Consider the following 24,484-nt stretch of genomic DNA (forward strand, 5'->3'; position numbering starts at 1 on the left):
GCCAGGCAGGACCCTACTCAGCGGTTACGCCGGATGCGCGCGTTATCCCCGAAGTGGTCGCGGCTCGGAGGTGAGTAAGGACGCGGTGCTGCGTCGCCCGGACGGCCGCGTGCTGCGCCGCTCGCCCGAGGCCGGCGTGGCAGCCGGCCGAGCACCCACTCCCTTCCGCGGCGGGCGGCGGGCGTAGGAGGCGGAAGCGCGGTCGCGAGCCGTGTGGCCCGGGCCACGTGATCCCCGAAGCGGGGCGCGAGCGCCCGCCGCCCCGGCCCGATATGGTCGCTGCTCATGCGTGCAGTCCGCCGGTTCACCGTTCGCGCCAGCCTGCCCGAGTCGCTCGCCGGTCTCGGGGCGCTCGCCACCAACCTTCGCTGGACCTGGCATCCGCCGACCCGCGACCTGTTCGCGTCGATGGACGCGGAGCTGTTCAACGCCATCCGCGACCCGCTGCGGATGCTCACCGCGCTGCCGCCGGAACGGCTGTCCGAGCTGGCTGTCGACGAGGACTTCCTGCGCCGCACCCAGGAGGCGGCCGCCGACCTGGAGCGCTACCTCACGGAGCCGCGCTGGTACCAGCGGCGCACGGACGAAGGCCTGCCCGGCGCCGTCGCGTACTTCTCGATGGAGTTCGGCGTCACGGAGGCGCTGCCGAACTACTCCGGCGGGCTCGGCGTGCTCGCGGGAGACCACCTCAAGGCGGCGTCCGACCTCGGCGTGCCGATGATCGGCGCCGGCCTGCTGTACCGGTCCGGCTACTTCCGCCAGGCGCTGTCGCTGGACGGCTGGCAGGTCGAGCACTACCCGGTGATCGACCCGAACGCGTTCCCACTGGAGCTGGTCACCGACGCCGGCCGCCCGGTGCTCGTCGAGGTCGCCATGCCCGGCGGGCGCGAGCTGCGCGCGCAGATCTGGCGCGCCCGCGTCGGCCGGATCCCGCTGCTGCTGCTCGATTCCGACATCGAGGCCAACGACGAGGACCTGCGCCCCGTCACCGACCGGCTCTACGGCGGCGACGCCGACCACCGCATCCGCCAGGAGATCCTGGCCGGCATCGGCGGCTTCCGCGCGGTCCGGAAGTTCTGCGAGCTCACCGGGCACCCGCAGCCGCTGGTGTTCCACACCAACGAAGGCCACGCCGGCTTCCTCGGCCTGGAGCGGGCGCGCGAGATCATCCAGTCCGACGGGCTGGCGTTCGACGAGGCGCTGCCCGCCGTCCGCGCGGGCACGGTGTTCACCACGCACACGCCGGTCAGCGCGGGCATCGACCGCTTCCCGGTGGACCTCGTGCAGCGCTACTTCACCGACGGCAGGCTGGTCCCGGACGTCGACCCGCGGCGCGTGCTGGCGCTCGGCGCCGAGGACAACCCGGGCCTGTTCAACATGGCGCACATGGGTTTGCGGCTCGCCCAGCGCGCGAACGGCGTCTCGGAGCTGCACGGCCGCGTCACCCGCCGGATGTTCTCCCGGCTGTGGCCCGGTTTCGACGAGGACGAGGTGCCGGTCTCGTCCATCACCAACGGCGTGCACGGGCCGACCTGGGTCGCGCGTGAACTGAGCGCCCTGCTGGGCGGCAACCACGACGAGTTCGGCCACGAGGGCCGGACGCCGGGCAGCTCGCTGCGCGACGGCGTCTCGGACGAGCAGCTGTGGGCGCTGCGCCGTGAGCTGCGCGAGAAGCTCGTGGGCGAGGTCCGGCGGCGCGTGCGCGCGGCGTGGGTGCAGCGTGGCGCGTCGGCGCTGGAACTGGGCTGGACCGACCGCGTCTTCGACCCGGACGTGCTGACTGTCGGCTTCGCGCGCCGCGTGCCGACGTACAAGCGGCTGACGCTGATGCTGCGCGACCCGGACCGGCTGCGCGCGCTGCTGCTCGACGAGCGGCGGCCGATCCAGATCGTGATCGGCGGCAAATCGCACCCCGCCGACGAGAACGGCAAGCAGCTGATCCAGCAGATCGTCCGGTTCGTCGACGACCCGGCGGTGCGGCACCGGATCGTCTTCCTGCCGGACTACGACATGTCCATGGCCCGCTACCTCTACCGCGGCTGCGACGTGTGGCTGAACAATCCCGTGCGGCCGCTGGAGGCGTGCGGCACGTCGGGCATGAAGTCGGCGCTCAACGGCGGCCTCAACCTGTCCATCCGGGACGGCTGGTGGGAGGAGTGCTACGACGGCAGCAACGGCTGGGCCATCCCGACCGCCGACGGCATCACCGACCCGCTGCGCCGCGACGACCTCGAGGCCGCCGCGCTGTACGACCTGCTGGGCCAGCAGATCGCGCCGCTGTATTACGACAACGACGCGGCGGGCGTGCCGGGAGGCTGGCTGTCGATGGTGTGGCACACGCTGGAGACGCTCGGCCCGTTCGTGCAGGCGTCGCGGATGGTGCGCGAGTACGTGGATTCCGGCTACCTGCCCGCGGCGCGCATGGTCGCCGCCGCGACCGGCGACGGCTACCGCGGCGCCCTGTCGCTGGCCGACTACCGCACCAAGCTCGAGGTCGCGTGGCCGCGTGTGCGGATCTTCGACTCGGAGCTGCTCTACGACCACGCCGAACGGCTGGTGGTCGGCGCCGAGGTCACCGTGCGCGCCCGCATCGACCTGGCCGGGCTCGATCGGTCCGAAGTGGACGTCCAGGCCGTCGTCGGCCAGGTCGGCGACGCCGACGAACTCACCGACACCGTCACGGTCCCGATGCGGGAGGACGGCATCGGCGCGTTCGCCGCGTCGCTCACCCTGCCGCGCGCGGGCTCGGTCGGCTACACCGTGCGGGTGCTGCCGAAACACGACCTGCTGGCCAGCCCGGCCGAGCTGGCCCGCGTGGTTCTCGCCTGAAGCCTCGTGAGTGTTTATGACGGTTAGAACCGTCATAAACACTCACGACCAGTACGCCGCCCGTCCATCCGGGACATCGGCACCGGGCGGACCATCGCCCACGGCCCGCCGGTGGCACCCGTGGGTGGCGGCACCACGATCGGCCGCCGGTCCGGCTCGGCGGCCGGGAACCCCGGCCAGGCCGGGAACCCGCCGCCCGGGTACCTGCTTTCCGCGTACCCGGGCCACCTCGCCGTCCGCGCGCCCTCCTGGTACTCCGCCGGATTCCGCGCCAGCTCCCGCGCGGCCAGCCGCCGCTCGAGGCGGCGTCGCGCCCGCCAGCTCACGCCGAGAGCGGTCAGGAGCGCGCCGTTCGACATCGCCAGCACCACGATGACCACGAGTTCCACCGAAGTCTCCTTCGTCCCGCTGGCCGCTTTCCGGCCTGCCCGTTGTTTCGAACGTAGCCGCGCTCGTGTCTTTCACACCGCCGTTCCGGTGATTCTCGCGCGGAAATCACGGAAGACAGACGTACGTTTTTTTCACGGAAAGTGACTTTTCCGAGAGTTGACTATCCGGCGGCGCGACTTTTCCGGGATTTTCGGCCGGCGCCCTCCGGGCCACCGGGACTTTTCCGAGTTTCCCCACGTCAGAGCGTCGTCCGGGAACAGTTGTCCGATCTGGGTCAATGCACCGCTGCGCCGCGTTCGTGTCGGCTTCGGTTAAGATCGGCCGCTCCTGAGTCGGAAAGGGGGAGCTGGGTGCATCGGCAGCTCGAGGCGGTCCGAAGGGAATTCCCTCCGGACAAGACGGTGGAACGCGCTATTGACGGTCTGCACAAGAACGAGGGGGTCTGGCGCAAAAAGCTGGACGAGTACCTCGGCGCGGAGCTGTGCCGCCGCTGGCGCGTGCGGCCGGGCGCCTCGCCGGCCGAGGTGCGCACGGTGGTCGTCGCCCGGCTCGCCGCGGTGCTGGAGCACTTCGGCGACCGCACCCTGACCGACGTCTTCTGGGTCGCGTACAATGTCGGCCTGCCACGAGACGAGGCCGCCAAGAAGCTGGATGGCCGGTTCCGGCGTCTCGGCTCCGGCCGCACCAAGTTCGACGGACAGCGCAAGCTGTTCACCCAACGGCTCGCCGAGAGCGTCGGCCGGCCGCTGCCCCCGCTCACTCCGGCCGAGTTGCACGCCGCCCGCGGCTTGCTGGCCGAGGCGGCGGAGGGCGGTAAGCCGCACCCCGTCGAGGTGTTCGTCGACCCCGTGCACTTCGTCCTTTCCTGGTTCCCCGAGGAGCGGGTGTGCGTCCCCATGGTCGGCGACGACCCGCTCGTCGCCTCCTTGGGCGACGGGGGCGACTGGTGCTGCGTGTTCACCAGCGACGCGCTCCTCGACAGTTACCGGGCCATCGTGGGCGAACTGTGGTCCCAGGTCCGGTGGCGCTCCGGCCGGCAGGTCGTGCAGGACGCCGTACGCCGCCCGGTGCCGGCCGGCGTGCTGGTGAACCCGAGTGGCGTGCTGGGCGCGGGAACTGAGCGATCGCTCTCGCTGCCGCCGGCCGCCGCACGCGCGTTGGCCGGGTTCTGAGGCGGCCGGACCGACGACGATGACCGGTTACGAAACCGATCCCGCGCGCCTCCGCCAGGCGGCCGACCGGCTGGCCGAGCAGCACGGCGAATTCGAGAACGGCGGCGGCCCGCTGCGCTTCAGCATGCGACCCGAAGGCGCGGGCGAGGCGCTGCTGGCGCGGAGCCTCGCCCGCTTCCACGAGGCGTCGTCGCGCGCCACGGAACTGGTGGGCACCGATCTGGCCCGGCTCGCCGAACGTCTGAAGACCGCCGCGGACCACTACTCCGGCTACGAGTCCGAGGCGGCCGAGGCGATCCGGGAAGCCGGCGCCGCGCCGACCGGCACCCCTGACGCCACCGAGGACACGAGCGATATCCGGAGGGTTCTCGGCTGATGGGCGAGCACTACTCGGGACTGCCGGCGTCGTGGTCCGACATCGTCAGGCTCATGCGCACCGAGGCCGAGCGGTGCGGCCGGCTGGCCGAGCTCTTCGACCCGATCGAAGCGCGCCTGGAGGAGCAGAAGCTGCCCGCGTGGTCCGGTGCGGCCCAGGAGGCCTACTCCGGGGTGCGCGGGAAGCAGCGTGACCAGGCCATGCGCGCGGCCGACGCCCACCGTCGCGCCGCCCTCGCGCTGCACCGCTACGCCGACGCGGTCGCGGACCTGGCCGCGCGGCACCCCGACGGCGCGGACGGTCCGGAACTCGCCGCCTTGCTGGCGGAGCGCGGTCACCACGCTGACGACGCCGTTCGCATGCTGGACGTGGCGACCGCTTCGCTGGAAGAACTCGAAGCCACGCTCACCGGACTTCCGGCTCAGCCGGCGCCCGTCATCGATCGCCCCGCCGCGACGCCGGAGCCACCGGCTACCGCCAGTCTCTCGCTGCCCACCAGCACGGCTCCCCGGCTGTCCACATGGGACGAAGTCCAGCATCCCGCGCCCGGCGGCGCCAACCCGGACCTGCAGGCCCTCAGCGACGCGGTCCTTCGCCACTTCCAGACGGCGGGCGGCATCACCGCACGCCTGGAGCCCCGCACCCGCTCGTGAGTGTTTATGACGGTTCTAACCGTCCTAAACACTCACGAGCCCTCACGGCACCGCGGCCGACCCCACCCGCCGTAACCGGCAACCCAGCCGCCGCCCAAGCGCGAAACCCGCCCGCGAGGTCGGTCGCCCCAGGCAGCCCGAGACGCTGGAGATCAGCGGCCGCGAGGCTGGACGAGTAGCCCTCGTTGCACACCACGATCGCGACGGTCCCCGTCGTGACGCCCGGCAGCTTCCACTCGCTGTCCGGGGCCAGGCGCCATTCCAGGTGGATCCGCTCGACGACCACCGAGCCGGGGATCTCGCCCTCGTCGAGCCGGTTCGCGTGCGGCCGGATGTCCACGATCAGCGCGCCGTCGGACTGCAGCCGCTGTGCGCGCACCGGGTCCACGCGGTCCAGCGAGGACCGGGCGCCGTCCAGGAGTTCGTCGATCGCGCTCATCGGCCGAGTATGGCCGGGAGCGGCGGGATCTCCGCGGGCACGTCCGCGAGGGTCCGGTAGTCCCGCGTCGCCACCAGCGGCGGCGAGTACGCGTGGACGCTGGCCGCCGGCGCGTCGCCGATGCCCGTGACCTGGTGCGCGCGCCCGGCGCCGAAGCCGATGCCCTCGCCCGCGGTGTGCGTGCGGCGGCGGATCGGCCCGCCGGGGTAGCGGTACTCCTCGCCCAGCTCACCCTGCAGCACCGTGAACGAGCCGGACGCGCCGCCGTGGTCGTGCGGCTTCGTGTGCTGGCCGGGCAGCCACGACAGCAGCCACAGCTCGACGCCGTCGGTCAGCGCGAGCCGCGCCCACCAGCGGCTGTCCTCGTCGAAGCGCAGCAGCCCGCGCAGGCCGCCGGTCAGCTCGGTGGTGACGGTCGTGGTCAGGTCGGCCAGCTCCCGCGGCGTCCACAGCAGCCGCGACGGGTGCAGCAGCTGCGGTAGCAGCGGGTCGGTCAGCTGGGGGTGGATCTCGACGTCCACGCGGTTGATCGAAGTGGTCAACGGAGGTGCTCCTCGTTCGAAGGTGACGGCTGAGGTGACCCAGCGCGTGAAATCACACAGCGCGGCACGCGAGGACGCCGGGCGTCCTCGGCTTTTCAGCGGGCGTGCCGCGCGGGCGTACACCCGGACGAAGCCACGAGGAGCAGGTCGATCGCGCGACGGCGCCAGAACGATCCCCGGGTGACGGGGACGGCGGCGTGCGCGGGCCTGAACATGCTTCGATCCTGCCACAGTCCGGCGGCCCGCCTGTGTTCTGTCCCACCGGCTGGACGTTCGCGGGGCGAACAAACCCGGGCGGGTGCGAACGCGTGCGCGAGGGCGGCCACAATGGGCTTGTGAGCGAGCCGACCCTGCCCAGCGACCTTGACGATCTCGTGGTGCGGATGGCCGGTGTCGGCGTCCGACGGAGCGGGAACGACCTCCTCGCCGGCCTCGACTGGAGTGTCGAGCTGGACGAGCGCTGGGTCGTGCTCGGCCCGAACGGCGCCGGCAAGACCACCCTCCTGCGGCTGGCCGCCGCCGAGCTGCACCCGACCTCGGGCACCGTCGACCTGCTCGGCGACCGCATCGGCCGGGTCAACATCTTCGACCTGCGCCCCCGTATCGGGTTCACCTCCGCCGCGATCGCCCAGCGCGTCCCCGGCGACGAGCTGGTGCGCGACGTCGTGGTGAGCGCCGGTTACGCCGTGATGGGCCGCTGGCGCGAGGCCTACGACGCGCTGGACATCAACCGCGCCGCCGAACTGCTGGGCACGCTCGGCATCGCGCACATGGCCGAGCGCACCTTCGGCACGCTGTCCGAGGGCGAGCGCAAGCGTGTGCTGATCGCGCGGTCGCTGATGACCGACCCCGAGCTGCTGCTGCTCGACGAGCCGGCGGCCGGCCTGGACCTGGGCGGCCGCGAGGACCTCGTCGCGCGGCTGTCGGACCTCGCGCTGGACCCGGACGCGCCGGCCATGGTGCTCGTGACGCACCACGTGGAGGAGATCCCGCCGGGCTTCACCCACGCGTTGCTGCTGAAGGACGGCCACGCCGTGGTCGCCGGGCTGGTGGACGACGTGATCACGAGCGAGAACCTGTCGAAGACGTTCGACCAGGACCTGGTCCTGCAGCGCTCGGGCGAGCGGTTCTTCGCCCGTCGTCGGTAGGTTGTCCTTACCGGCCGGTAGCCTGCTGGCCGGTGCGTCAACGAGGAGGAAGTCGCGTGGCAGAGTTCGTAAGCCTGGAGGTCGAGGGCGGGGTCGGCACGATCCGGCTCGACCGGCCGCCGGTCAACGCGCTGAACAACCAGGTGCAGGCCGAGCTCGCCGAGGCGGCACGTGAGGCTTCGGACCGCGACGACGTCCGCGCGGTGATCCTGTACGGCGGCGAGAAGACCTTCGCGGGCGGCGCGGACATCAAGGAGATGGCCGACCGCACGTACCCGGAGATCGCCAAGTTCGGCGCCGAGCTGACCGCGTCGCTCACGCGCATCGCGAACATCCCGAAGCCGGTCGTCGCGGCCATCACCGGGTACGCCCTCGGCGGCGGCCTGGAGCTGGCGCTGACCGCGGACTGGCGGGTCGCGGGCGACAACGTCAAGGTCGGCCAGCCGGAGATCCAGCTCGGCATCATCCCCGGCGCCGGCGGCACGCAGCGGCTGTCGCGGCTGATCGGCCCGAGCAAGGCCAAGGACCTGATCTTCACCGGCCGGTTTGTGAAGGCCGAAGAGGCGCTCAAGCTGGGCATCCTCGACGAGGTCGTGGCCCCGGACGACGTCTACGCCGCTGCGCGCAAGTGGGCCGCGCAGTTCGCGAACGGTCCCGCCGTGGCGTTGCGCGCCGCGAAGACGGCCATCGACTCGGGCCTCGACGTCGACCTCGACACCGGCCTCAAGATCGAGACCCAGCTGTTCACCGCCCTGTGGGCGACCGAAGACCAGGCGAACGGCATGAAGTCGTTCATCGAGAACGGCCCCGGCAAGGCCACTTTCGAGGGGAAGTGACCGGCGTGACCGATCCTGCACCGAACCCGCACGCCACGGCCGAAGAGGTCCAGGCGGCCTACGGCGACCCGAAGCTCGCGAACGTCCTCTACCACGACTGGGAAGCCGGGACGTACGACGAGAAGTGGTCGATCTCCTACGACGAGCGCTGCATCTCCTACGCCACCGACGTGTTCAACGCCGTCGCGGGCGAGGACGGCCAGCCGTACCAGCACGCCATGGAACTGGGCAGCGGCACCGGTTTCTTCCTGCTGAACCTGATGCAGGGCGGCGTCGCCAAGAAGGGCTCGGTCACCGACCTGTCTCCCGGCATGGTGCAGGTCGCGCTGCGCAACGCGGAAGGCCTCGGCCTCGACGTCGACGGCCGGGTCGCCGACGCGGAGCGGATCCCGTACGAGGACAACACGTTCGACCTCGTCGTCGGGCACGCCGTGCTGCACCACATCCCGGACGTCCGCGCGGCGTTCGCCGAGGTGCTGCGGGTGCTCAAGCCCGGCGGCCGGTTCGTGTTCGCCGGTGAGCCGACCAAGGTGGGCGACTTCTACGCCCGCAAGCTCGGCCAGTTCACCTGGTTCCTGACGACCAGGGTGACGAAGCTGTCCGCGCTGAGCGGCTGGCGCCGTCCGCAGGAGGAGCTGGACGAGTCCTCGCGCGCGGCGGCTTTGGAGGCCGTGGTGGACATCCACACCTTCGACCCGTCGGAGCTGGAGTCCATGGCGCGCGGCGCCGGGGCCCAGGACGTGCGCGCGGTCACCGAGGAGTTCTCGGCCGCGCTCGCGGGCTGGCCGATCCGGACGTTCGAGGCCGCCGTGCCGCAGGAGAAGCTGACGGTGCGCTGGCGCCTGTTCGCCTACCACCTGTGGCTGCGACTGTCCGCTTTGGACAAAAAGGTGCTCTCGAAGGTGCTGCCGCGCGAGCTGTTCTACAACGTGATGATCACCGGGACCAAACGGCCGTCCTGAATTGGCCTACGGTTTCACGTCCGACGACGTCGCCTTCCTGCGCTCCGGCGCGGGACGGGCGGCGCTCGCCGAGTCCTCCGCGCTGCCGCTGACCGACGCCACTCGCATCGCCGACGTCGGCGCCGTGCGGCGCTCGGTGGGGGAGCGGTACGCGGCCGCGGTGCTGGAAACCGTGGTGCTGCGGCGGAAATCGGCCGCGAAGCTGGCGGACGCGGGCGAGTGGCTGTTCACCGGCGACGCGCTCCAGCAGGCGAGCGCGACGCCGGTGGCCCGGCACCGGGCCACTCGGCTCGCCGGTTTCGATGTTCATGACGTCACGTGTTCCGTGGGTGCTGACCTGGTGGAGCTGGCCCGGGTGGCTCGTCGCGCGCTCGGGTCCGATGTGGACGCTGTGCGGCTGGAGATGGCGCGGCACAACGCTTCTGTTGCCGGAGTAACGCCCGGCGTCGTCCGGGCCGATGCGCTGGCGCCGGTCAGCCGCGGCACCGTTGTGGTCGCGGACCCGGCCCGGCGCGACTCGGCGGGCCGTCGCACCTGGAAGCCCGCCGATTTCCTGCCCCCGCTCGACGGGCTGGTGGACGCCTACCCCGGCCGTCCACTGTCGATCAAGTGCGCGCCTGGCATGGACTTCACGATCGCGCCGTGGGCCGAGGAAGTGGAACTGGTCTCGCTCGACGGCGCAGTCCGTGAAGCCTGTCTCTGGCGCGGCCTGTCCGACGGCGTCTCGCGGCGGGCCACCGTGCTGCGTTCGGACGGTGCACAGTGGACGCTGACCGACGCCTCGCCGGACGAGATTCCGGTACGGGAGCCGGGGAAGTGGATCATCGACCCGGACGGCGCCGTCGTCCGCGCCGGGCTGGTGCGGCACTACGCGGCGCGGCACGGGCTGTGGCAGCTCGACGAGCGCATCGCGTACCTGACCGGGGACACCCCGCCGCCCGGCGTGCGGGCCTTCCGGGTGCTGGAACACGGCCCGTACAACGAAAAGTCGCTGCGGTCCGTCCTCAAGCGACTCGACGTGGGGCGGCTGGAGATCCTGGTGCGCGGCCTGGACATCGACCCGGACGCGTTGCGTCGCAGGCTGAAACCGCGCGGTCACGCGGAGTCCACTGTGGTGCTCACCCGGATCGGCCGGTCGCCCGCGGTTTTCGTCTGCCAGGCCGAGCGCATCCCTTCGGAGGGTGGAATCCCGGACGGCGGCAGCGTAAGTTCTCCAGGTCGTTGACAACTACGGAGGGGTCCCCGTGTCCCGTTTCTCAGGTCTCGTCAAGCTTGCCGCCGCCGCGGCGATCGGTGCCACCGTGGCGGGCGGTGCGACCGCGCTGGCCGGCTCGGACGCCGTCACCGCCGCCCACGGCCGGGAGCCGGCCAACATCGGCCAGGTGAAGAACGACGTCAAGGCCTACTACGGCGACTACCTCGACGCCTCGGGCAAGCACCACTACTCCGACAGCAGCCGGTTCGTCACCGACACCAAGCGCGTGGTCGCGGACGCGAAGCGGTACCTGACGCAGAAGCTCGGCACGGTGAAGAACCCGGCGATCGTGCTCGACGTCGACGACACCTCCGAGGTCACCTACGGCTGGGAGGCCGACAACGACTTCGGCTTCGACCCGGTCAAGCAGCAGCAGGCGATCGACAACGGCACCTTCGTGGCCAACAAGCCGGTGCTGGAGCTGGCGAACTGGGCGGCGCAGCGCGGGGTGAAGGTCTACTTCCTCACCGGGCGCAGCACGCCGCAGGGCCCGCAGTCGCTGAAGAACCTGGCGAACGAGGGCTACCCGGCCCCGGCCGACGCGTTCTTCAAGCCGGCCGGCACCGCGCCGGACTACCTGCCGTGCGGGCTGACCTGCAACACCGTGCAGTACAAGTCCGGCACCCGCGCGCACATCCAGGCGACCGGCGCGCACATCGTGCTGAACATCGGGGACCAGTTCAGCGACCTCGAGGGCGGCTACGCCGACAACCCGGTCAAGCTGCCGAACCCGATGTACTACCTGCCTTGAGCCCGGCGCCACTCCGGCCGTCCACAATGGATGGCCGGAGTGGCTTTCGGCTGGTTCAGCCGTTGTAGCCCGCGAAGATCTTCGCGAACTCGTAGGGCTGCTGCGGGATGTTGGTGCACTTGTAGAGCGCGCCGGTGCACGCGTTCGCGTCGCGGCCGGACTCCCAGAACGACAGCATGCCGATGTGCACGGTCTTCGCGAAGCCGACCAGCGCGGTGGCGTCCTTCTGGTAGAAGATCTCGTTCTGCGAGTCGTTGACGCCGATCATCGGGGTGACGCCGACCTTCTGCCAGGCGTCCGCGTCCGACAGCCCGAAGATGGACTTGACCTGGGCCTGCGTGGCCTTGGCGGCGGAGATCGCCTTCGCGCCCTCGTCGCCGGCGCCCTGGTAGTAGTCCATCGCCATCACGTTGACCATGTCCACGTCGACGCCCGCGGACTTGGCGGCGTTGACGACGTTGAGGCCGTCCGCGGTGAGGCCGTCGGGCAGCACGGGCAGGGTCAGTGAGATCTTGAGGCCGGGGTTGTCGGCCTGCACGGTCTTCAGGGCCTGCGACCGGCGCTGGATCGTCGCCGTGTCGGCCACGGCGGCGCCCTCGATGTCCAGGTCGATGTACTTGAGGCCGTATGCCTTCACGACCGCGTCGTACTCGGCGACCAGTGCCGAGGTGTCCGTGCACGCCTGGGCCAGCTCGATGCCCGACGCGCCGCCGAACGACACCTTCACGTCGCCGCCGCCCGCGCGGATCTTGGCGATTTCGTCGGACTGCCAGCCGGCACGCGGGTCGTAGGCGTTGAACCAGCTCGCTTTGCAGCCGGCCGAGGTGACGAAGCCGAGGGTGAAGCTCTTCGCGCCGCCGCTCGCGGACATGGTGGACAAAACCGGCGTCGGCCAGGCGCCCATGTCCACATAGGGCGCGACGGGAACCGCCGAGCCGGTGACGGCGGGAGCGGCGCCGGCCGTGGTCGCCGGCGCGGCCAGCCCGGCGGCGATCGCCACCAGCCCGCCGAACGCGATGGCCAGTTTCCGGGGAGAGGGGAGTCGCATTGGTGAAACCTCCACAGCGGGGACCTGGAGAATGGGAAACCTTGTCCAAATGGTATAGACCAATAAACTGGTTCAGGCCATAGGCCATTCGGAGGCAGTGGGGTCCCGGTCAGCGGGAGTGGTGGAGGTTTCGCCGGTTTCGTCAGGACTGGCCGAGGTTGTCCGAGCACCTTTTGAGCAGCTGGGCGAGCCGTCGCTGGTCGGTGGCGGAAAGGCCGTCCACCATGCGTTCCTCGACCTCGGCGATCAGCTTTTCGGCGCCTTGCAGGTGGATCTTGCCGGAGCGGGTGAGTGTCACGGGCCGCGCCCGCCCGCTGGTCGCTTCGGCCGCGACGGTCACCAGCTTGGCCGTCCGCAGCCCACCGAGAACGTCTCGCAGCGACTGCCGCGTGACGAAGCACTGCCGCGCCAACTCAGCGGACGACGCCCCTGGGTTGTCGGCGAGCGCCCGCAGCACGGCGTACTGCGACATCGACAGCCCGATCGGGCGCAACTGCTCATCGCACGACTGCCGCAACGCCTGCTGTGTGCGCTTGACCAGGTAACCGGGCCGGCTCGTGGTCTCGGCTTGACTCATGACAGGAACCTTACACATAATGGCCGATGCAAGGAACCTGTCATAGAAGGAGCACCATGCCCACCACGACGATCGACCTCGCCGCCGAGGTCGCCACCCTGCTGAACGTCTTCACCGTCGACCCGGCCCGACAGCGCGAGCTGGTGACGGTGCTGGAGACCGCCACGGAAACGGTCATGCGCCACCAGCCGGGTTTCATCTCCGCGAACATCCACGCGAGCCTCGACGGCACCCGCGTTGCCAACTACTCCCAGTGGTCCACGGTGGACGCCTTCCAGGCGATGCTGGCCAACCCGGAGTGCATTCCGCACCTGGACTCCGCCCGCGCACTCGCCCACTCGGACCCGCACATGTACACAGTCGAGTCGATCCACCACGTCTGACTGCGGCTTTCGGTCGGCGCCGCCTCGGTCCGCTGCGCTTGACCGCGCCGTTCAGTCGTGTCAGCCCTGGCCTGCCGCGCCTGCCGCGCCTGCCGCGCCTGCCGCGCCTGCCGCGCCTGCCGCGCCTGCCGCTCGGCGTCGGCGTCGGCGTCGGCCAGCCACACTTGACTGCGGTGTTTGGTCGGCGTCGGTCTTGGCCTGTCGCGCCTGACTGCGGCGCCCGCCCGCCATGTCGGTTCGGCTTTCGCCCGATCTCGGCCCGCTAGGTCCGGCTTCGGCTCGACATGTCGGGCACTGGCGCCATTTCAGGCTTCGGCTTGCCACACCGGGCGTCAGATTCCGTGCTCGACCCCGACCCACCGCGCCCGATCTCGCCCCTCCAGACGTGGCCGCGGCGCCCGCCCACCATGCCGGGTTCGGCGTTCGCCAGCTTCGGGCCACCGGCCGCGGACCGGCCGCCATCCGCTGCCGGGCCCGACTCAGCCGACAGCGAGCGCCGTGACTCCCGAGACGTAGCGTCCGCCCTTCAGGTCACCCAACGGCACCAGGCGCGGCAGCGCGAGCGGCTTCCCGTCCTCCACCGTGGACAGCAGCAGTGGCCGTCCGCCGACGGATTCCTCGGCGAGCGTCACGGCGGCGCCGTAACCGTCGGAGCCGACGGCGACCACCGGCTTGTCCGGCGTCGGCAGCACCCCGGCCAGCAGCAGGACAAGCGCGAGCGACGGCCCGGACTCGGTGTGCGTCTGCGGCCCGGCGTCGGAGTTGAATTTCGCCGTCACCGTCCGGCGCGGCAGGTGGGCGAGCAGCGCCGGCGGCAGCGTGACGGACCGTCGGCCCTGCGTAACGCGCACAGCCCGGTCGGCCGCACCGGCGTCGGACACCACGACGGTGACAGTCCGGACGTCGGCCACGGTGCGGCCGGCGTTCCGGTCACCCGGCACCGTCAGGTCGACGCCATGGCGCCCGGCCCGGAACACCGCCGGGTGATTGCCGATCGACGGGTCGATCTCGGCGAGCGCGAACGTCACGGACCGGTGCGCGCTCCCCGTCACCCGCACCGTCACGCGCAACGCGGTGTTCTTCCCCGGCGGCAACGTAGGCGCCGATTCGGCGACAACCTGCTGCAGCCCGTCCCCGGCAAGCTCCCCAGCCGAGTACGACGCCGGCGCCGCCACGGCCCCGCCCACGGAAACAACGTCCGACGCCGTGGCCACCCCACCACTGGCCCCCAGCTCGACGGCCACCGCCAGCCCAACGACGATCCCGCGCATCCGCGCCCCCTTCGGCCGATCACCCCCGCAGGCGCGGACGATCGGCCGGAGTTTAGCCGTTTCTCCGGAGATCGTGTGCGTGCTGCCGCCGGCTCAGAACGCCACCTCGCGACCCTCGACATCCGCTATCCCGCGCACCCGCTACTCGCGACACCCGCTAGCCGCGCCGTCACCCCAGCCGATAGCTCCGCCGCCTCTCGCAGGCGACGCTCGTCCGCTGAGGCGCCGGCGGCTGTGCCTCGCCGAAAACGGGTCGCGCTCCCAGCCGTTGCCGGGAACCGGCGACAACCCCGGCAGCCGGGATGCGCCGGGTCCTCGGCAACGCCTGCGCGCCGCCCACGACCCAGCGCTCGGACCTCGCCGAAAACCGGCGACGTCTGCCCACCGGCTCGACCGCAGCCCCCGGTCAGCCCCGCCGCCGGGCCACCAGCACAGCGTCGCGAATGGACACTTCGTGCCCGTCCGGGAGAGCCGCCGTCCGGGGCCGCGCGTCGGTGACCACGGGGTCCCAGCCGTCGTCGAGCGTCGCGGCGACGGATTCCGCCGTGAAGAACATGTCGGGCACCTGCGGCCGCGGCGCCTCTGTCTCCAGGTCCGACGGGTGGTGCCCGACGATGAGCAGCGTCCCGCCCGGGGCGACCGCCGCCGCCAGGCGCGCGAACAGCGCCGTGCGCTCGGGTGTCGGCAGGTGCATGAACTGAGCCGACACCAGGTCGAACTGCTCCTCGGGCGCCCACGACGTCAAATCGGTCCGCACCCAGGAGATCTGCTCGTCCAGACCCTGCGACGTCGCCTGTTTGGCTCCGCGCTCCAGCGCCGTGGCCGAAAAGTCGACGGCCGTCACGCGCCAGCCGGACGAGGCGAGCCACAGTGCGTCGCCGCCTTCGCCGCAGCCCGCGTCCAGCGCGCGCCCCGGACGCAGGTTTGCCGCCTCGGTCACCAGCTGGGGGTTGGGCCGCCCGCTCCAGACCGACGTCTGCGAGCCGTAGAGCTCTTCCCAGAATCCCTGGTCGAACACCGGCATTTGCTCCGTCATGTCAGATCCCATGCCTTCTCGCACCGGCCACCAGCTCGCTGACGCGTTGTTCGGTTTCGTGCGCGAACGGTCCGTTCGCGTCCAGTGCCAGCCGCACGTCTTCGTCGACGAGGTCGAAGTTCAGCGCGGCGGCGGCGTTCAGCCCGGCGCCCGCGGAGATGATCACCTGCGACTTGAAGTCCGTCACGTTCCCCGCCACCCACACGTCGGGAACGGCCGTGGCGCCATTCGCGTCGGACGGCACGGCCGAGCCGACCACATACCCGCCCATCTCCTGCTCCACCGCCGCCAGACCGAGCGACGCGAGCACGCCCACCCGCGCGGTGAACCGCGGCGCGACCACCATTGCCTCCCGCGCGACGACCTCGCCCGAGCGCAACCGGACGCCGGTGAGCGCGTCGCCGGTCACCTCCAGCGCGGCGACCTCGCCCTCCACGACGCGGACCCCGCGCGCGGCCAGCTGCTTGACCTGGTCGGCGTCGAGCGCCGGCGCGGTGTGCAGGAACAGCGTGACGTCCGCCGTCCACTGCCGCCACAGCAACGCCTGGTGCGCGGACATCGGGTTCGTCGCGAGGATGCCGACGGCCTGGTCACGCACCTCCCAGCCATGGCAGTAGGGGCAGTGCAGCACGTCGCGTCCCCAGCGCTCGGCCACGCCGGGCACGTCCGGCAGCTCGTCGACCAGGCCCGTCGCCACCAGGAGACGACGCGCGCGCACCGAACGGCCGTCGGCCAGCTCCAGGACGAAGTCGCCGTCTTCGCGTCGACGCGCGGTCGTGACGGTCCCGCTCACGACCTGGCCGCCGTAGCCCTCGACCTCCGCGCGCCCGGCCGCCGTCAGGTCGGCGGGCGTGATGCCCTCGCGGGTCAGGTAGTTGTGCACGTGCCCGGCCGGTGCGTTCCGCGGCTCGCCGGCGTCGACGACCAGCACCGAACGGCGCGCCCGCGACAGCGCCACCGCGCCGCTCAGGCCGGCCGCCCCGCCCCCGACGACCACGACGTCGTATCTCTCGTCCACTGGGTTCCTCCCGTTGTTCGCCTGTCCCTTCGGACTATCCGCACCGACGGAGGACTTGACAAATATGTTTGCCAAACCAGCAAATAGAGGGATGACCGACGACCAGCCTGACTTCGGCGAGGTACTCCAGACGATCGGCCCGCGGCTGCGCGGCCTGCGGCGACAGCGAAACGCGACGTTGACGCAGCTCTCGGCGACTACCGGGATCTCGGTCAGCACCCTGTCGCGGCTGGAGTCGGGGCAGCGGAAGCCGACCCTGGAGCTGCTGCTGCCGCTGGCCCGCGCCCACCAGGTGCCGCTCGACGAGCTCGTCGACGCGCCGCCGACGGGCGATCCGCGGCTGCACCCGCGTCCGGTCGTGCGCAACGGAATCACGATCATGCCGCTCACCCGCCGCCCCGGCGGCCTGCGCGCGTACAAGCAGATCTTCCCGCCGCACTGGCCGGACCAGGAACCGGACCTGCGAGTGCACGACGGGTACGAATGGGCCTATGTCCTTTCCGGACGGTTACGCCTCATCCTCGGCGAGCACGACTTCATCCTCCGGCCGGGTGAGGTGGTGGAGTTCGACACGCACGTTCCGCACTGGTTCGGCAATCCCGGGCCGGAGCCGTGCGAGGTGCTCGCGTTGTTCGGGCCGCAGGGTGAGCGGTTCCACGTCCGCGCCCGCCCCGCGTCAGGATCCTGACATCTGCCGACGCAGCCGTGCCTTGACATCTCGTAGGCCTCAGCCCCGGTAATGCCCATCGGGTATCACAGGGGTGGGAACAGGTCTTGGACGCTGCCCGGTCTCCGGCCGCAGAGTGGAAGAGAACCACCACCGCGGAAGGGAATTTCTCATGACAACGGCAACTGGGCAGCTCGACGGCCGGCACGTGGTCGTCCTGGGCGGCACGTCGGGGATCGGCTTCGCGACGGCGGCCGCGGCGGCTGCCGAGGGCGCGAAAGTGACTGTCGCGTCCAGCCGGCAGTCCAGTGTGGACAGGGCGCTCGCGCAACTGCCGGCGACGGCGACGGGCCGCGCGCTCGACCTCGCCGACGCCACGAAGGTCCGTGCGCTCTTCGACGAGCTGGGCGAGTTCGACCACCTCGTCTACACCGCGGCCGAACCGCTCACGCTGATGCCGCTGGACACCCTCGACGTCGAGGCCGCCCGCAGTTTCTTCGGGCTGCGCTACTTCGGCGCGCTCACCGCCGTGCAGGCCGCGGTTCCGCACCTGCGCAAGGGCGGTTCGATCACCCTGACCAGCGGCACGGCGGGCACCCGTGGCGGCCCGGGCTGGGGCGTCGCGGCGAGCATCTGCGCGGCCGTCGAAGGGCTGACCCGCTCGCTCGCGGTTGAGCTCGCGCCGCTGCGGGTCAACGCCGTCGCCCCCGGCATCGTGCGCTCACCGCTCTGGCAGGGCATGGCCGACGCCGACCGTGAGCAGATGTACGAGGAGACGGGTGCTGCCCTGCCCACGGGCCGCGTCGGCGAGCCCGAGGACGTCGCGCGCGCCTACGTCTACTGCATGACCCAGCCGTGGGCCACCGGCACCGTCCAGCTGATCGACGGCGGCACGGTCCTGGTCTGAGCGGCACGACTGTCCCGCTCGCGACGTCGCCAAAATCGTCACCGGGCACCTGGGTCGCCACGGGCACCGATCACCCGGGCGACCCAAGAACCGACCCGGTCAGCGGTCCAGCTGCGCGGCCACGTCCAGCGTCCGGTCCCGCTCTGCGCGTGAGCCCAGCGGCGTGACGATGAGGTCGGTGACCCCGGCCTCGCGGTATCGCGCCAGCTCGCGCAGCACCGTCTTCTCGTCACCGGTGACGACGGTGTCCGCCGGGCCCGACAGGCCGCCGCGGTCGAGGATGGCGCGGTACGCCGGCAGGTCGTTGACGATGCCGAAGTCGCGGGCGACCGCCTCGCGCACGCCGTCCGGGTCCGTGCTGACCGACGTCATCACCGCCGCGGCCACCCGCGCGCCGTCGGCCAGCCGGGGGACGAGGTAGTCGGCGACGGTCGAGGGCTGGGTCCACACCGCGATCGTGCCGTCGGCCAGGTCGCGGGCCACTTCCAGCATCCGTGGCCCCAGCGCGGAGACGAGCACGGGCGGCGGCGTGGCGACGTCGATGGCCAGCTGGGTGTCGACGGTGAAGAACTCGCCCGCGTACTTCACGTGCTCGCCGCGCAGGAGCGGGCGGAGCACCTCGAGGTACTCGCGCGTGTGGCGCGCGGGCGAGGTGTACGGGATGCCGAATTGGCCGGTGATGAACGTGGCGTGGCTGGGCCCGACGCCGAGCGTGAGCCGTCCGCCGGTGAGGGACTGGACGGTCAGCGCCGACGTCGCCATCACGATCGGGTGCTGCGGGTACGTCGGCACGATCGCGGTGGCGAGTTCCGCCGGGCCGTCGCCGACGGCGAGCAGCAGGCCGAGTGGGTCCATGCCGCCGGGCAGCTGGTTGGCCCAGAGGCTGTCGAGCCCGCGTGCGGTGACCGCGGCCGCTTCGTCCCGGAGTTCGCTGATGGGGACACCGCCGGTGGCGATGAGGTGGGTTCCGATGCGCATATCCCCAGTTCAGCGCGGAAATCTCCGGGCAGCGAGGCCCACTGGACCTGCGCAGCGATCAGGTAATGTGATCGTCGCAGGTCGAGGGGGTTTGATGGAGCTTCGGGCACTGCGCTATTTCGTCATGGTGGCGGAGGAACTGCACTTCGGACGCGCGGCCGAGCGGCTGCGCATCGTGCAGCCCGCGGTCAGTCAGCAGATCGCGCGGCTGGAGCGGGAGCTGGGCGTCCGGCTGCTGGACCGCTCGCCGCGCGCGGTCCGGCTCACCGACGCCGGTCGACGCGTCCTGGTCGCGGCGCGTGATGCCCTGTCGGCGGCTGAACGGGTCCGCGTCGCCGCTGGGGAGCGGCCGGGGGAGTGGCGCGTCGGCACGGCCGCGGGGCTCACCGGCCGGCTGGAACGCGGGATCGACGCGCTGCGCGAGCGGAACCCGTCGTTCGAGGTGGTCCTCGTGGACCTGCCCGTCACCGAACGGCTGGACGCGGTCCGCCGCGGTGAGCTCGACCTCGCGCTGGTGCGCGGCACCGTCGCCGCCCCGGGGCTACGCGTGCTGCCGGCCTGGTCAGAGCCGTTGCGCGCCGTCGTCTCCGCGCGCCACGCGGCTGCCGACGGGGAGGCGGTGACGCTCGAGGACCTGTCCGCCGACGTCCTGCGCCTGCCCGACCGCCGGAACGACCCGCCCCTTTACGACGCCGTCGTCGAGGCCCTCGGAGACGCCGGCGTGTCCCCGCCGCTGGGGCGCCCCACCGGCACCACGCAGGACACCGTCGTCGAGGTCGGCTCCGATCCGTCCAGCTGGGCCCTGCTCCCGGCCGACCAGATCGCCGGCTTGGGCACGAACCGCGTGCGCGCCCTGCCGCTCAAGCCGGACCTCTCGGTCACCGGCTACGTCCTCACTCGGGACGACGACACCTCGGAGCCTTGTGTGGACCTCGTCGTCTCGGTCTTCCGCGACCCGGACGAATAAAACGGCTCAGTTCGGTCGATAAAACCTTGGCCGGCGAATTCTCGGGCGGGCGTCCCTGGACTGACTGAGCGGATCGAACCAAGCCGGCGCCACTTACGCGCCGGCCTGCCGGACGGCCTCGGCCACCTGAGCGGGAGAGGTGTGCGAGGGGCTCCCGTGACCCGGAAGGACCCACGACGCCGGCAGCTGGGCGAGCCGTTCGAGGGACGCGCGCGACTCGTCCGGGTCATCCGTGAACGGTGCGGGCTGCGGGCCGGTACGCCCGGTCAGCACGTGCCGGGTCGTCAGGGCGTCGCCGACGAAAACGGCGTCGGCGAGCGGCACGTGCACGGCGACGCTTCCCGGTGAGTGGCCCGGCATCTGCACGATCACCGGGCTTCCCGGAAGGTCCAGGACGTCGCCGTCGGCAACCTCGATCACCTCGTGCACGTACTTGGTGCGCAGCGCGTTCTTGCGCAGGGAGTACCAGAAGAAGCCGATCGTGGCGCCGAGCTTCATCGGGCCCATCGGGGTCTTGGGCTTCTCGCCCGTGCGCGCGCGGACGGCGTCGGCGGCGTGCACGTAGACCGGCACTCCGTGCTCGCTCCGCAGTCGTTCGGCGAAGCCGAGGTGATCGGCGTCCCCGTGGGTCAGCACCAGTCCCCGGATGTCGTCGGCCGACTTGCCCAGCGACCGCAGCTCGTTCTGCAGGTCGTGCCAGTGGCCGGGCATGCCCGCGTCGATGAGGGTGATGCCCTCGTCGGTGTCGATCAGGTAGCACGCCACCACGTCGTTGCCGAGGCGGTGCAGGTGAGGAGCGAGCTTCATGGGGTTGCCCTTCGAGGGTTACGGTCGGCTACGATGGCTACGGTACATAGCCTTGATGGCTACGGTCAATAGCTTTGGATGCGGAAGGGGCGAACAGTGCCGACTCCTGAGAAGACCTCGCTGAGCGCGATCGTCGCGGCGGGCCGGGAAATCCTGGAGTCGGGCGGTCAGGATCGGCTGACGATGCAGAGCGTCGCCGGCCGCGTCGGGGTCCGCGCTCCGTCGCTGTACAAGCACGTCCGTGACCGCGCGGCGCTGCTGGCCGCCGTGGCCGGGGCCGCCGTCGACGACCTCGTCGCCCGGCTCGAAGCGACCGACGGCTCGCTCGAAGGGCTGGTGCACGCGTACCGCAGCTTCGCCCAGGGCAGTCCCGAGGGCTTTCGGCTGATGATGCTTTCCGCGCTGGCCCCGGCGGAGGCCCTCGACCGCGCCGTCGCCCCGATTCTGCAGGTGTCCCGGCAACTCGTCGGAGAGGCAGCCGCGCTCGAAGCCGCACGCTTGCTGACCGCGTGGGCCACGGGTTTCATCCAGATGGAACTCGCCGGCGCCTTCCGGCTCGGGGGAGACGTCGATCGCGCCTTCGAGTACGGCCTCGTCCGCCTGCGCCGCGCGCTCACGGACGAGGCGGAGCAGCCGAGCGCCACTGGCGATCCGTCCTCTGTGGACTGACTTGCCGCGGGTCAGCCTTCCGCGGTGCGGGAGTGGTGGGCCGGGGCGTGCAGGCTGCCCAGCAGTGCGAGGGCGTCGGCGTTGGGCGTGCCGGGTTCGGCGTGGTAGATGATCAGCTGCTGCCCGGGCGCGCTGCGCACGTCGAACGCCTGGTAGGTGAGGGTGAGCGGGCCGACCTCGGGGTGCACGAGCTGCTTGGGCTCTCGGCTCTTGCCGCGCACCTGATGGGTTTCCCACAGCGTGCGGAACTGCTCGCTGCCCTCGCTGAGTTCGGCTACCAGATGCCGCAGAACCGGGTCGTGCGGATCGAAGCCCGCGGCCACCCGCAGGTTCGCCACGGTGGCCTGCGCCGTCCAGTCCCAGCGTGCGTAGAACTGCCGTCCGGCGGGGTCGAGGAAGGTCATACGGGCCAGGTTGTCCGGCGCACGGAACGGTGAGAACAGCGCGTCGGCCAGGGTGTTGGTGGCCAGTACGTCCAGGGTGCGGTTGAGCACGAAGGCCGGGGTGTGCGGGTAGCCGTCCATGAGCTGCCGCAGTTCGGGGCTCACGGTCTGCGGTACCGGCGCGGGTGCGCGTTCCGGCGTGGTTCCGGCCAGGCGGTACAGGTGCTCGAGGGCGTCCTGGCCGAGGTCCAGCGCACGGCCCAGCGCTTCGAGAACCTGCGCGGACGGGCGGGTCTCGCGGCCCTGTTCCAGGCGGGTGTAGTAGTCGGCGTTCACCCCGGCCAGCACGGCGACCTCCTCGCGGCGCAGCCCGGCCACCTTGCGCCGGCCGGAGTAGAGCAGCCCCGCGTCTTCCGGAGACCGCTGCGCGCGGCGTGCCCGCAGGAACTCACCCAGCTCGTTGACGCCCATGGCACCAGGCTAGATCGCCGCCCGCCCGGTTGGCTGGGTGCGGCACACCCAGTCACCGCGCGTCCTGCCATTCCCCTCGGCTGCCGTCGAGGGTGGGAAGCACAACAGGGACTGAGGTGAGTGATGACAGATCGTGAAACGGCCACCGACGTGGTGGGCATGTGGGTCACCGCGGACGGCCACATCCGGCAAGAACTGCGCGCCGATGGACGTTATGACGAAGCGCGCGGTGACCGGCGTAGTGCCTACACCGGCCGGTACACCGTGACCGGCGGCCATCTGGATTACGTCGACGACACCGGGTTCACCGCGACCGGGGACATCCGCGACAACGTGCTCTACCACGAGCACCTCGTCCTTTACCGCGAATCCGACCACCGGCAGGTGCGGCGATGAGCGCGCCGTCCACCGATCGCGAACTGGACGGGAAGGTCGCGCTGGTCACCGGCGCCGCCCGCGGGGTCGGCGCGGCCACCGTCGGCTGGCTGCACGCCCGCGGCGCGCGGGTGCTGGCCACCGACCTCCGCCCCGAGGTGGCGGACCTGGAGGCTCGGTTCGACGGGGTTTCCACCCTGGTGGGTGACGTGTCGCGGGAGGAGACCGCGGTGCGGTCGGTGGCCGCGGCGCTCGAGGAGTTCGGCGGCCTGGACATCCTGGTCAGCAACGCCGGCCGCTCGGTGAACAAGCCGATCACCGAGACCACGGCGTCCGATTGGGACGAGCTGATGTCCATCAACGCCCGCGCGGCGTTCCTGCACTCCCGCGAGGCGTTCCGGGCCATGCGTGAACGCGGCGGCGCGATCGTCACGGTCGGCTCGTTCGCCTGCACGGTCGGGCTGCCCGAGGCCGCGGCCTACAGCGCGTCCAAGGGGGCGTTGGCGCAGTTGACCAAGGTGCTCGCGCTGGAGGGCGGCCCGCACGGCATCCGCGCCAACGTCGTCGCCCCCGGGGTGATCGAGACCGACATGCTCGACAACTTCCGGGACGACAGCCGCGCGTACCTGCGTTCCTTCGGCGACGCCCACCCACTGGGCCGCGTCGCGCAGCCCGAGGAGATCGCCGAGGTGATCGGGTTCCTGGCCTCGCCCCGGTCCAGCTTCATCACCGGCGCGGTCGTCGCCGCCGACGGCGGTTACACCGCGGCATGACTTCCCGCAATCACCACGACAGGAAAGAGAACACCATGCCTGGACGGCTCACCGGCAAGATCGCGCTGATCACGGGCGCGACCGGGGGCATCGGCTCGGCCACCGCGGAACTGTTCGCCCGCGAAGGCGCCAGCCTGGTCGTCGCCGACATCGCCGAGGAAGCGTTACGGGACCTGGCCGCGCGCCTGGAGGCCAAGGGCGCCGACGTGCTCGCGGCCCGCTTGGACGTCTCCTCGTCCGAGAACTGGGGCGAGGTCATCGAGCTGACGCGTCAGCGCTTCGGGCGGCTGGACGTGCTGGTCAACATCGCCGGCATCGTGGACTGGCCCGGCATCGAGGGCACCGAGCAGGAATCCTGGGACCGGGTGATCGCGGTCAACCAGACGGGCACCTGGCTCGGCATGAAAACCGCGATGCCCCTGCTTCGCGCCTCCGGCAACGCCTCGATCGTCAACACCTCCTCGGTCCTCGGCCTCATCGGCAGCGGAGTCGCCGCCGCGTACCAGGCGTCCAAGGGGGCTGTGCGGCTGCTGACCAAGACCGCCGCCGTCGAGTACGCCACCCAGGGCGTCCGGGTCAACTCGGTGCACCCCGGAGTCATCGCCACCCCGATGATCCAGGACATCCTCGACGAACAGGGCGACCAGCAGCCCGACGTCGTGCGCACGCCCATGCGCCGCGCGGGCAGCCCCGCCGAAATCGCCCCCGCGATGCTTTTCCTGGCCAGCGACGAATCCTCGTTCGTCACGGGCACCGAACTCATCGTCGACGGCGGGCTCACCGCGCACTGAACGGCTCGTC

Annotated in this window: 28 protein-coding genes; 17 read left to right on the plus strand and 11 right to left on the minus strand. The window is 71.4% G+C overall.

Annotation, left to right across the window (positions count from 1 at the left end; genetic code table 11):
* Positions 1–285: 285 nt before the first annotated feature.
* Positions 286–2,829, plus strand: a complete 2,544-nt coding sequence (gene glgP / locus OG943_RS45780; RefSeq protein WP_328607118.1) for an alpha-glucan family phosphorylase — start codon at positions 286–288, stop codon at positions 2,827–2,829.
* A gap of 32 nt (positions 2,830–2,861) precedes the next feature.
* Here glgP and OG943_RS45785 read toward each other — a convergent pair whose 3' ends face one another.
* On the minus strand, positions 2,862–3,218 hold the full coding sequence (locus OG943_RS45785) for a hypothetical protein (protein ID WP_328607119.1): 357 nt from the start codon (positions 3,216–3,218) through the stop codon (positions 2,862–2,864).
* A gap of 351 nt (positions 3,219–3,569) precedes the next feature.
* Here OG943_RS45785 and OG943_RS45790 point away from each other — a divergent pair, with 351 nt between their 5' ends.
* Genes OG943_RS45790 through OG943_RS45800 form a run of 3 tightly spaced genes read left to right on the plus strand, consistent with a single transcriptional unit; the run spans position 3,570 to position 5,420 of the window.
* The gene (locus tag OG943_RS45790; protein WP_328607120.1) at positions 3,570–4,391 is read left to right on the plus strand and encodes a hypothetical protein; all 822 of its coding nucleotides are present in this window, start codon (positions 3,570–3,572) and stop codon (positions 4,389–4,391) included.
* A 19-nt stretch (positions 4,392–4,410) separates the two neighbouring features.
* Positions 4,411–4,767, plus strand: coding sequence for a hypothetical protein (locus OG943_RS45795; protein ID WP_328607121.1), 357 nt, complete (start codon positions 4,411–4,413; stop codon positions 4,765–4,767).
* Positions 4,767–5,420, plus strand: coding sequence for a hypothetical protein (locus OG943_RS45800; protein WP_328607122.1), 654 nt, complete (start codon positions 4,767–4,769; stop codon positions 5,418–5,420). The genes OG943_RS45795 and OG943_RS45800 overlap by 1 nt, the downstream gene beginning before the upstream one ends.
* Positions 5,421–5,424: 4 nt before the next feature.
* Here the strand turns inward: OG943_RS45800 and OG943_RS45805 are convergent, their stop codons facing one another.
* Together OG943_RS45805 and OG943_RS45810 are read right to left on the minus strand one after the other, a co-directional pair.
* Entirely contained in the window at positions 5,425–5,859 is a 435-nt protein-coding gene (locus OG943_RS45805; RefSeq protein ID WP_328607123.1) for a rhodanese-like domain-containing protein, read from the minus strand.
* On the minus strand, positions 5,856–6,401 hold the full coding sequence (locus tag OG943_RS45810) for a cysteine dioxygenase (RefSeq protein ID WP_328607124.1): 546 nt from the start codon (positions 6,399–6,401) through the stop codon (positions 5,856–5,858). The genes OG943_RS45805 and OG943_RS45810 overlap by 4 nt, the downstream gene beginning before the upstream one ends.
* 335 nt (positions 6,402–6,736) lie before the next feature.
* Between OG943_RS45810 and OG943_RS45815 the strand changes: the two genes are divergently transcribed.
* The 5 genes from OG943_RS45815 to OG943_RS45835 are packed head-to-tail and all read left to right on the plus strand — an operon-like array spanning position 6,737 to position 11,353.
* A complete protein-coding gene (locus OG943_RS45815; RefSeq protein ID WP_328607125.1) occupies positions 6,737–7,549 on the plus strand; it encodes an ABC transporter ATP-binding protein in 813 nt (270 codons plus the stop codon).
* Positions 7,550–7,605: 56 nt separating this feature from the next.
* Positions 7,606–8,385 carry an enoyl-CoA hydratase/isomerase family protein gene (locus OG943_RS45820; protein WP_328607126.1) on the plus strand — a complete coding sequence of 260 codons (780 nt, stop codon included), beginning with the start codon at positions 7,606–7,608 and terminating at the stop codon, positions 8,383–8,385.
* Positions 8,382–9,347, plus strand: a complete 966-nt coding sequence (locus OG943_RS45825) for a class I SAM-dependent methyltransferase (RefSeq protein WP_328607127.1) — start codon at positions 8,382–8,384, stop codon at positions 9,345–9,347. The genes OG943_RS45820 and OG943_RS45825 overlap by 4 nt, the downstream gene beginning before the upstream one ends.
* Position 9,348: 1 nt before the next feature.
* Entirely contained in the window at positions 9,349–10,572 is a 1,224-nt protein-coding gene (locus OG943_RS45830) for a class I SAM-dependent methyltransferase (protein ID WP_328607128.1), read from the plus strand.
* 19 nt (positions 10,573–10,591) lie between these two features.
* Positions 10,592–11,353 (plus strand): HAD family acid phosphatase, encoded by a 762-nt coding sequence (locus OG943_RS45835; protein WP_328607129.1) that lies wholly within the window; start codon positions 10,592–10,594, stop codon positions 11,351–11,353.
* Between the two features lie 55 nt (positions 11,354–11,408).
* Here the strand turns inward: OG943_RS45835 and OG943_RS45840 are convergent, their stop codons facing one another.
* Positions 11,409–12,401, minus strand: coding sequence for a chitinase (locus tag OG943_RS45840; RefSeq protein WP_328607130.1), 993 nt, complete (start codon positions 12,399–12,401; stop codon positions 11,409–11,411).
* 142 nt (positions 12,402–12,543) lie between these two features.
* A complete protein-coding gene (locus tag OG943_RS45845; RefSeq protein WP_328607131.1) occupies positions 12,544–12,978 on the minus strand; it encodes a MarR family winged helix-turn-helix transcriptional regulator in 435 nt (144 codons plus the stop codon).
* 56 nt (positions 12,979–13,034) lie between these two features.
* Here OG943_RS45845 and OG943_RS45850 point away from each other — a divergent pair, with 56 nt between their 5' ends.
* Positions 13,035–13,361 carry an antibiotic biosynthesis monooxygenase family protein gene (locus tag OG943_RS45850; protein WP_328607132.1) on the plus strand — a complete coding sequence of 109 codons (327 nt, stop codon included), beginning with the start codon at positions 13,035–13,037 and terminating at the stop codon, positions 13,359–13,361.
* 479 nt (positions 13,362–13,840) lie between these two features.
* Here the strand turns inward: OG943_RS45850 and OG943_RS45855 are convergent, their stop codons facing one another.
* The 3 genes from OG943_RS45855 to OG943_RS45865 all read right to left on the minus strand — a co-directional run bounded on the left by OG943_RS45855 (position 13,841) and on the right by OG943_RS45865 (position 16,686).
* Positions 13,841–14,632: a hypothetical protein gene (locus OG943_RS45855; protein ID WP_328607133.1), complete on the minus strand. Its 792-nt coding sequence runs from the start codon at positions 14,630–14,632 to the stop codon at positions 13,841–13,843.
* A 406-nt stretch (positions 14,633–15,038) separates the two neighbouring features.
* Entirely contained in the window at positions 15,039–15,668 is a 630-nt protein-coding gene (locus OG943_RS45860) for an SAM-dependent methyltransferase (protein WP_328607134.1), read from the minus strand.
* Between the two features lies 1 nt (position 15,669).
* On the minus strand, positions 15,670–16,686 hold the full coding sequence (locus OG943_RS45865) for an NAD(P)/FAD-dependent oxidoreductase (protein WP_328607135.1): 1,017 nt from the start codon (positions 16,684–16,686) through the stop codon (positions 15,670–15,672).
* A 91-nt stretch (positions 16,687–16,777) separates the two neighbouring features.
* Here OG943_RS45865 and OG943_RS45870 point away from each other — a divergent pair, with 91 nt between their 5' ends.
* On the plus strand, positions 16,778–17,374 hold the full coding sequence (locus OG943_RS45870; protein ID WP_328607136.1) for a helix-turn-helix domain-containing protein: 597 nt from the start codon (positions 16,778–16,780) through the stop codon (positions 17,372–17,374).
* Between the two features lie 151 nt (positions 17,375–17,525).
* Positions 17,526–18,260 carry an SDR family oxidoreductase gene (locus OG943_RS45875; RefSeq protein WP_328607137.1) on the plus strand — a complete coding sequence of 245 codons (735 nt, stop codon included), beginning with the start codon at positions 17,526–17,528 and terminating at the stop codon, positions 18,258–18,260.
* Between the two features lie 99 nt (positions 18,261–18,359).
* On the opposite strand, the gene OG943_RS45880 is transcribed toward OG943_RS45875, so the two are convergent.
* Positions 18,360–19,238, minus strand: coding sequence for a TIGR03564 family F420-dependent LLM class oxidoreductase (locus OG943_RS45880; RefSeq protein WP_328607138.1), 879 nt, complete (start codon positions 19,236–19,238; stop codon positions 18,360–18,362).
* Positions 19,239–19,332: 94 nt separating this feature from the next.
* On the opposite strand from OG943_RS45880, the gene OG943_RS45885 reads away from it, so the two are divergent.
* Positions 19,333–20,205 carry a LysR family transcriptional regulator gene (locus OG943_RS45885; RefSeq protein ID WP_328607139.1) on the plus strand — a complete coding sequence of 291 codons (873 nt, stop codon included), beginning with the start codon at positions 19,333–19,335 and terminating at the stop codon, positions 20,203–20,205.
* A 93-nt stretch (positions 20,206–20,298) separates the two neighbouring features.
* Here OG943_RS45885 and OG943_RS45890 read toward each other — a convergent pair whose 3' ends face one another.
* Positions 20,299–21,012, minus strand: coding sequence for an MBL fold metallo-hydrolase (locus OG943_RS45890; protein ID WP_328607140.1), 714 nt, complete (start codon positions 21,010–21,012; stop codon positions 20,299–20,301).
* A gap of 96 nt (positions 21,013–21,108) precedes the next feature.
* Here OG943_RS45890 and OG943_RS45895 point away from each other — a divergent pair, with 96 nt between their 5' ends.
* Positions 21,109–21,681: a TetR/AcrR family transcriptional regulator gene (locus tag OG943_RS45895; RefSeq protein WP_328607141.1), complete on the plus strand. Its 573-nt coding sequence runs from the start codon at positions 21,109–21,111 to the stop codon at positions 21,679–21,681.
* Between the two features lie 11 nt (positions 21,682–21,692).
* Here OG943_RS45895 and OG943_RS45900 read toward each other — a convergent pair whose 3' ends face one another.
* Positions 21,693–22,535 carry a helix-turn-helix transcriptional regulator gene (locus tag OG943_RS45900; protein WP_328607142.1) on the minus strand — a complete coding sequence of 281 codons (843 nt, stop codon included), beginning with the start codon at positions 22,533–22,535 and terminating at the stop codon, positions 21,693–21,695.
* Positions 22,536–22,658: 123 nt separating this feature from the next.
* Here OG943_RS45900 and OG943_RS45905 point away from each other — a divergent pair, with 123 nt between their 5' ends.
* Genes OG943_RS45905 through OG943_RS45915 form a run of 3 tightly spaced genes read left to right on the plus strand, consistent with a single transcriptional unit; the run spans position 22,659 to position 24,474 of the window.
* Entirely contained in the window at positions 22,659–22,931 is a 273-nt protein-coding gene (locus OG943_RS45905) for an Atu4866 domain-containing protein (protein WP_328607143.1), read from the plus strand.
* Positions 22,928–23,683 carry an SDR family NAD(P)-dependent oxidoreductase gene (locus tag OG943_RS45910; RefSeq protein WP_328607144.1) on the plus strand — a complete coding sequence of 252 codons (756 nt, stop codon included), beginning with the start codon at positions 22,928–22,930 and terminating at the stop codon, positions 23,681–23,683. Before OG943_RS45905 ends, OG943_RS45910 begins: the two co-directional genes overlap by 4 nt.
* A gap of 35 nt (positions 23,684–23,718) precedes the next feature.
* Positions 23,719–24,474, plus strand: coding sequence for an SDR family NAD(P)-dependent oxidoreductase (locus OG943_RS45915; protein WP_328607145.1), 756 nt, complete (start codon positions 23,719–23,721; stop codon positions 24,472–24,474).
* The last annotated feature ends 10 nt before the right edge of the window (positions 24,475–24,484 follow it).

The organism is Amycolatopsis sp. NBC_00345 (genome assembly GCF_036116635.1).
In the GTDB taxonomy this organism is placed as follows: Bacteria; Actinomycetota; Actinomycetes; order Mycobacteriales; family Pseudonocardiaceae; genus Amycolatopsis.

Bases quoted from the DNA above. Each gene is read 5' to 3' on its own strand.
- OG943_RS45885 (WP_328607139.1), top strand. From the start codon at position 19,333: ATGGAGCTTCGGGCACTGCGCTATTTCGTCATGGTGGCGGAGGAACTG.
- glgP (WP_328607118.1), top strand. From the start codon at position 286: ATGCGTGCAGTCCGCCGGTTCACCGTTCGCGCCAGCCTGCCCGAGTCG.
- OG943_RS45805 (WP_328607123.1), bottom strand. From the start codon at position 5,859: ATGAGCGCGATCGACGAACTCCTGGACGGCGCCCGGTCCTCGCTGGAC.
- OG943_RS45905 (WP_328607143.1), top strand. From the start codon at position 22,659: ATGACAGATCGTGAAACGGCCACCGACGTGGTGGGCATGTGGGTCACC.
- OG943_RS45880 (WP_328607138.1), bottom strand. From the start codon at position 19,238: ATGCGCATCGGAACCCACCTCATCGCCACCGGCGGTGTCCCCATCAGC.
- OG943_RS45860 (WP_328607134.1), bottom strand. From the start codon at position 15,668: ATGACGGAGCAAATGCCGGTGTTCGACCAGGGATTCTGGGAAGAGCTC.
- OG943_RS45845 (WP_328607131.1), bottom strand. From the start codon at position 12,978: ATGAGTCAAGCCGAGACCACGAGCCGGCCCGGTTACCTGGTCAAGCGC.
- OG943_RS45870 (WP_328607136.1), top strand. From the start codon at position 16,778: ATGACCGACGACCAGCCTGACTTCGGCGAGGTACTCCAGACGATCGGC.
- OG943_RS45875 (WP_328607137.1), top strand. From the start codon at position 17,526: ATGACAACGGCAACTGGGCAGCTCGACGGCCGGCACGTGGTCGTCCTG.
- OG943_RS45910 (WP_328607144.1), top strand. From the start codon at position 22,928: ATGAGCGCGCCGTCCACCGATCGCGAACTGGACGGGAAGGTCGCGCTG.
- OG943_RS45890 (WP_328607140.1), bottom strand. From the start codon at position 21,012: ATGAAGCTCGCTCCTCACCTGCACCGCCTCGGCAACGACGTGGTGGCG.
- OG943_RS45855 (WP_328607133.1), bottom strand. From the start codon at position 14,632: ATGCGCGGGATCGTCGTTGGGCTGGCGGTGGCCGTCGAGCTGGGGGCC.
- OG943_RS45850 (WP_328607132.1), top strand. From the start codon at position 13,035: ATGCCCACCACGACGATCGACCTCGCCGCCGAGGTCGCCACCCTGCTG.
- OG943_RS45795 (WP_328607121.1), top strand. From the start codon at position 4,411: ATGACCGGTTACGAAACCGATCCCGCGCGCCTCCGCCAGGCGGCCGAC.
- OG943_RS45840 (WP_328607130.1), bottom strand. From the start codon at position 12,401: ATGCGACTCCCCTCTCCCCGGAAACTGGCCATCGCGTTCGGCGGGCTG.
- OG943_RS45800 (WP_328607122.1), top strand. From the start codon at position 4,767: ATGGGCGAGCACTACTCGGGACTGCCGGCGTCGTGGTCCGACATCGTC.
- OG943_RS45915 (WP_328607145.1), top strand. From the start codon at position 23,719: ATGCCTGGACGGCTCACCGGCAAGATCGCGCTGATCACGGGCGCGACC.
- OG943_RS45900 (WP_328607142.1), bottom strand. From the start codon at position 22,535: ATGGGCGTCAACGAGCTGGGTGAGTTCCTGCGGGCACGCCGCGCGCAG.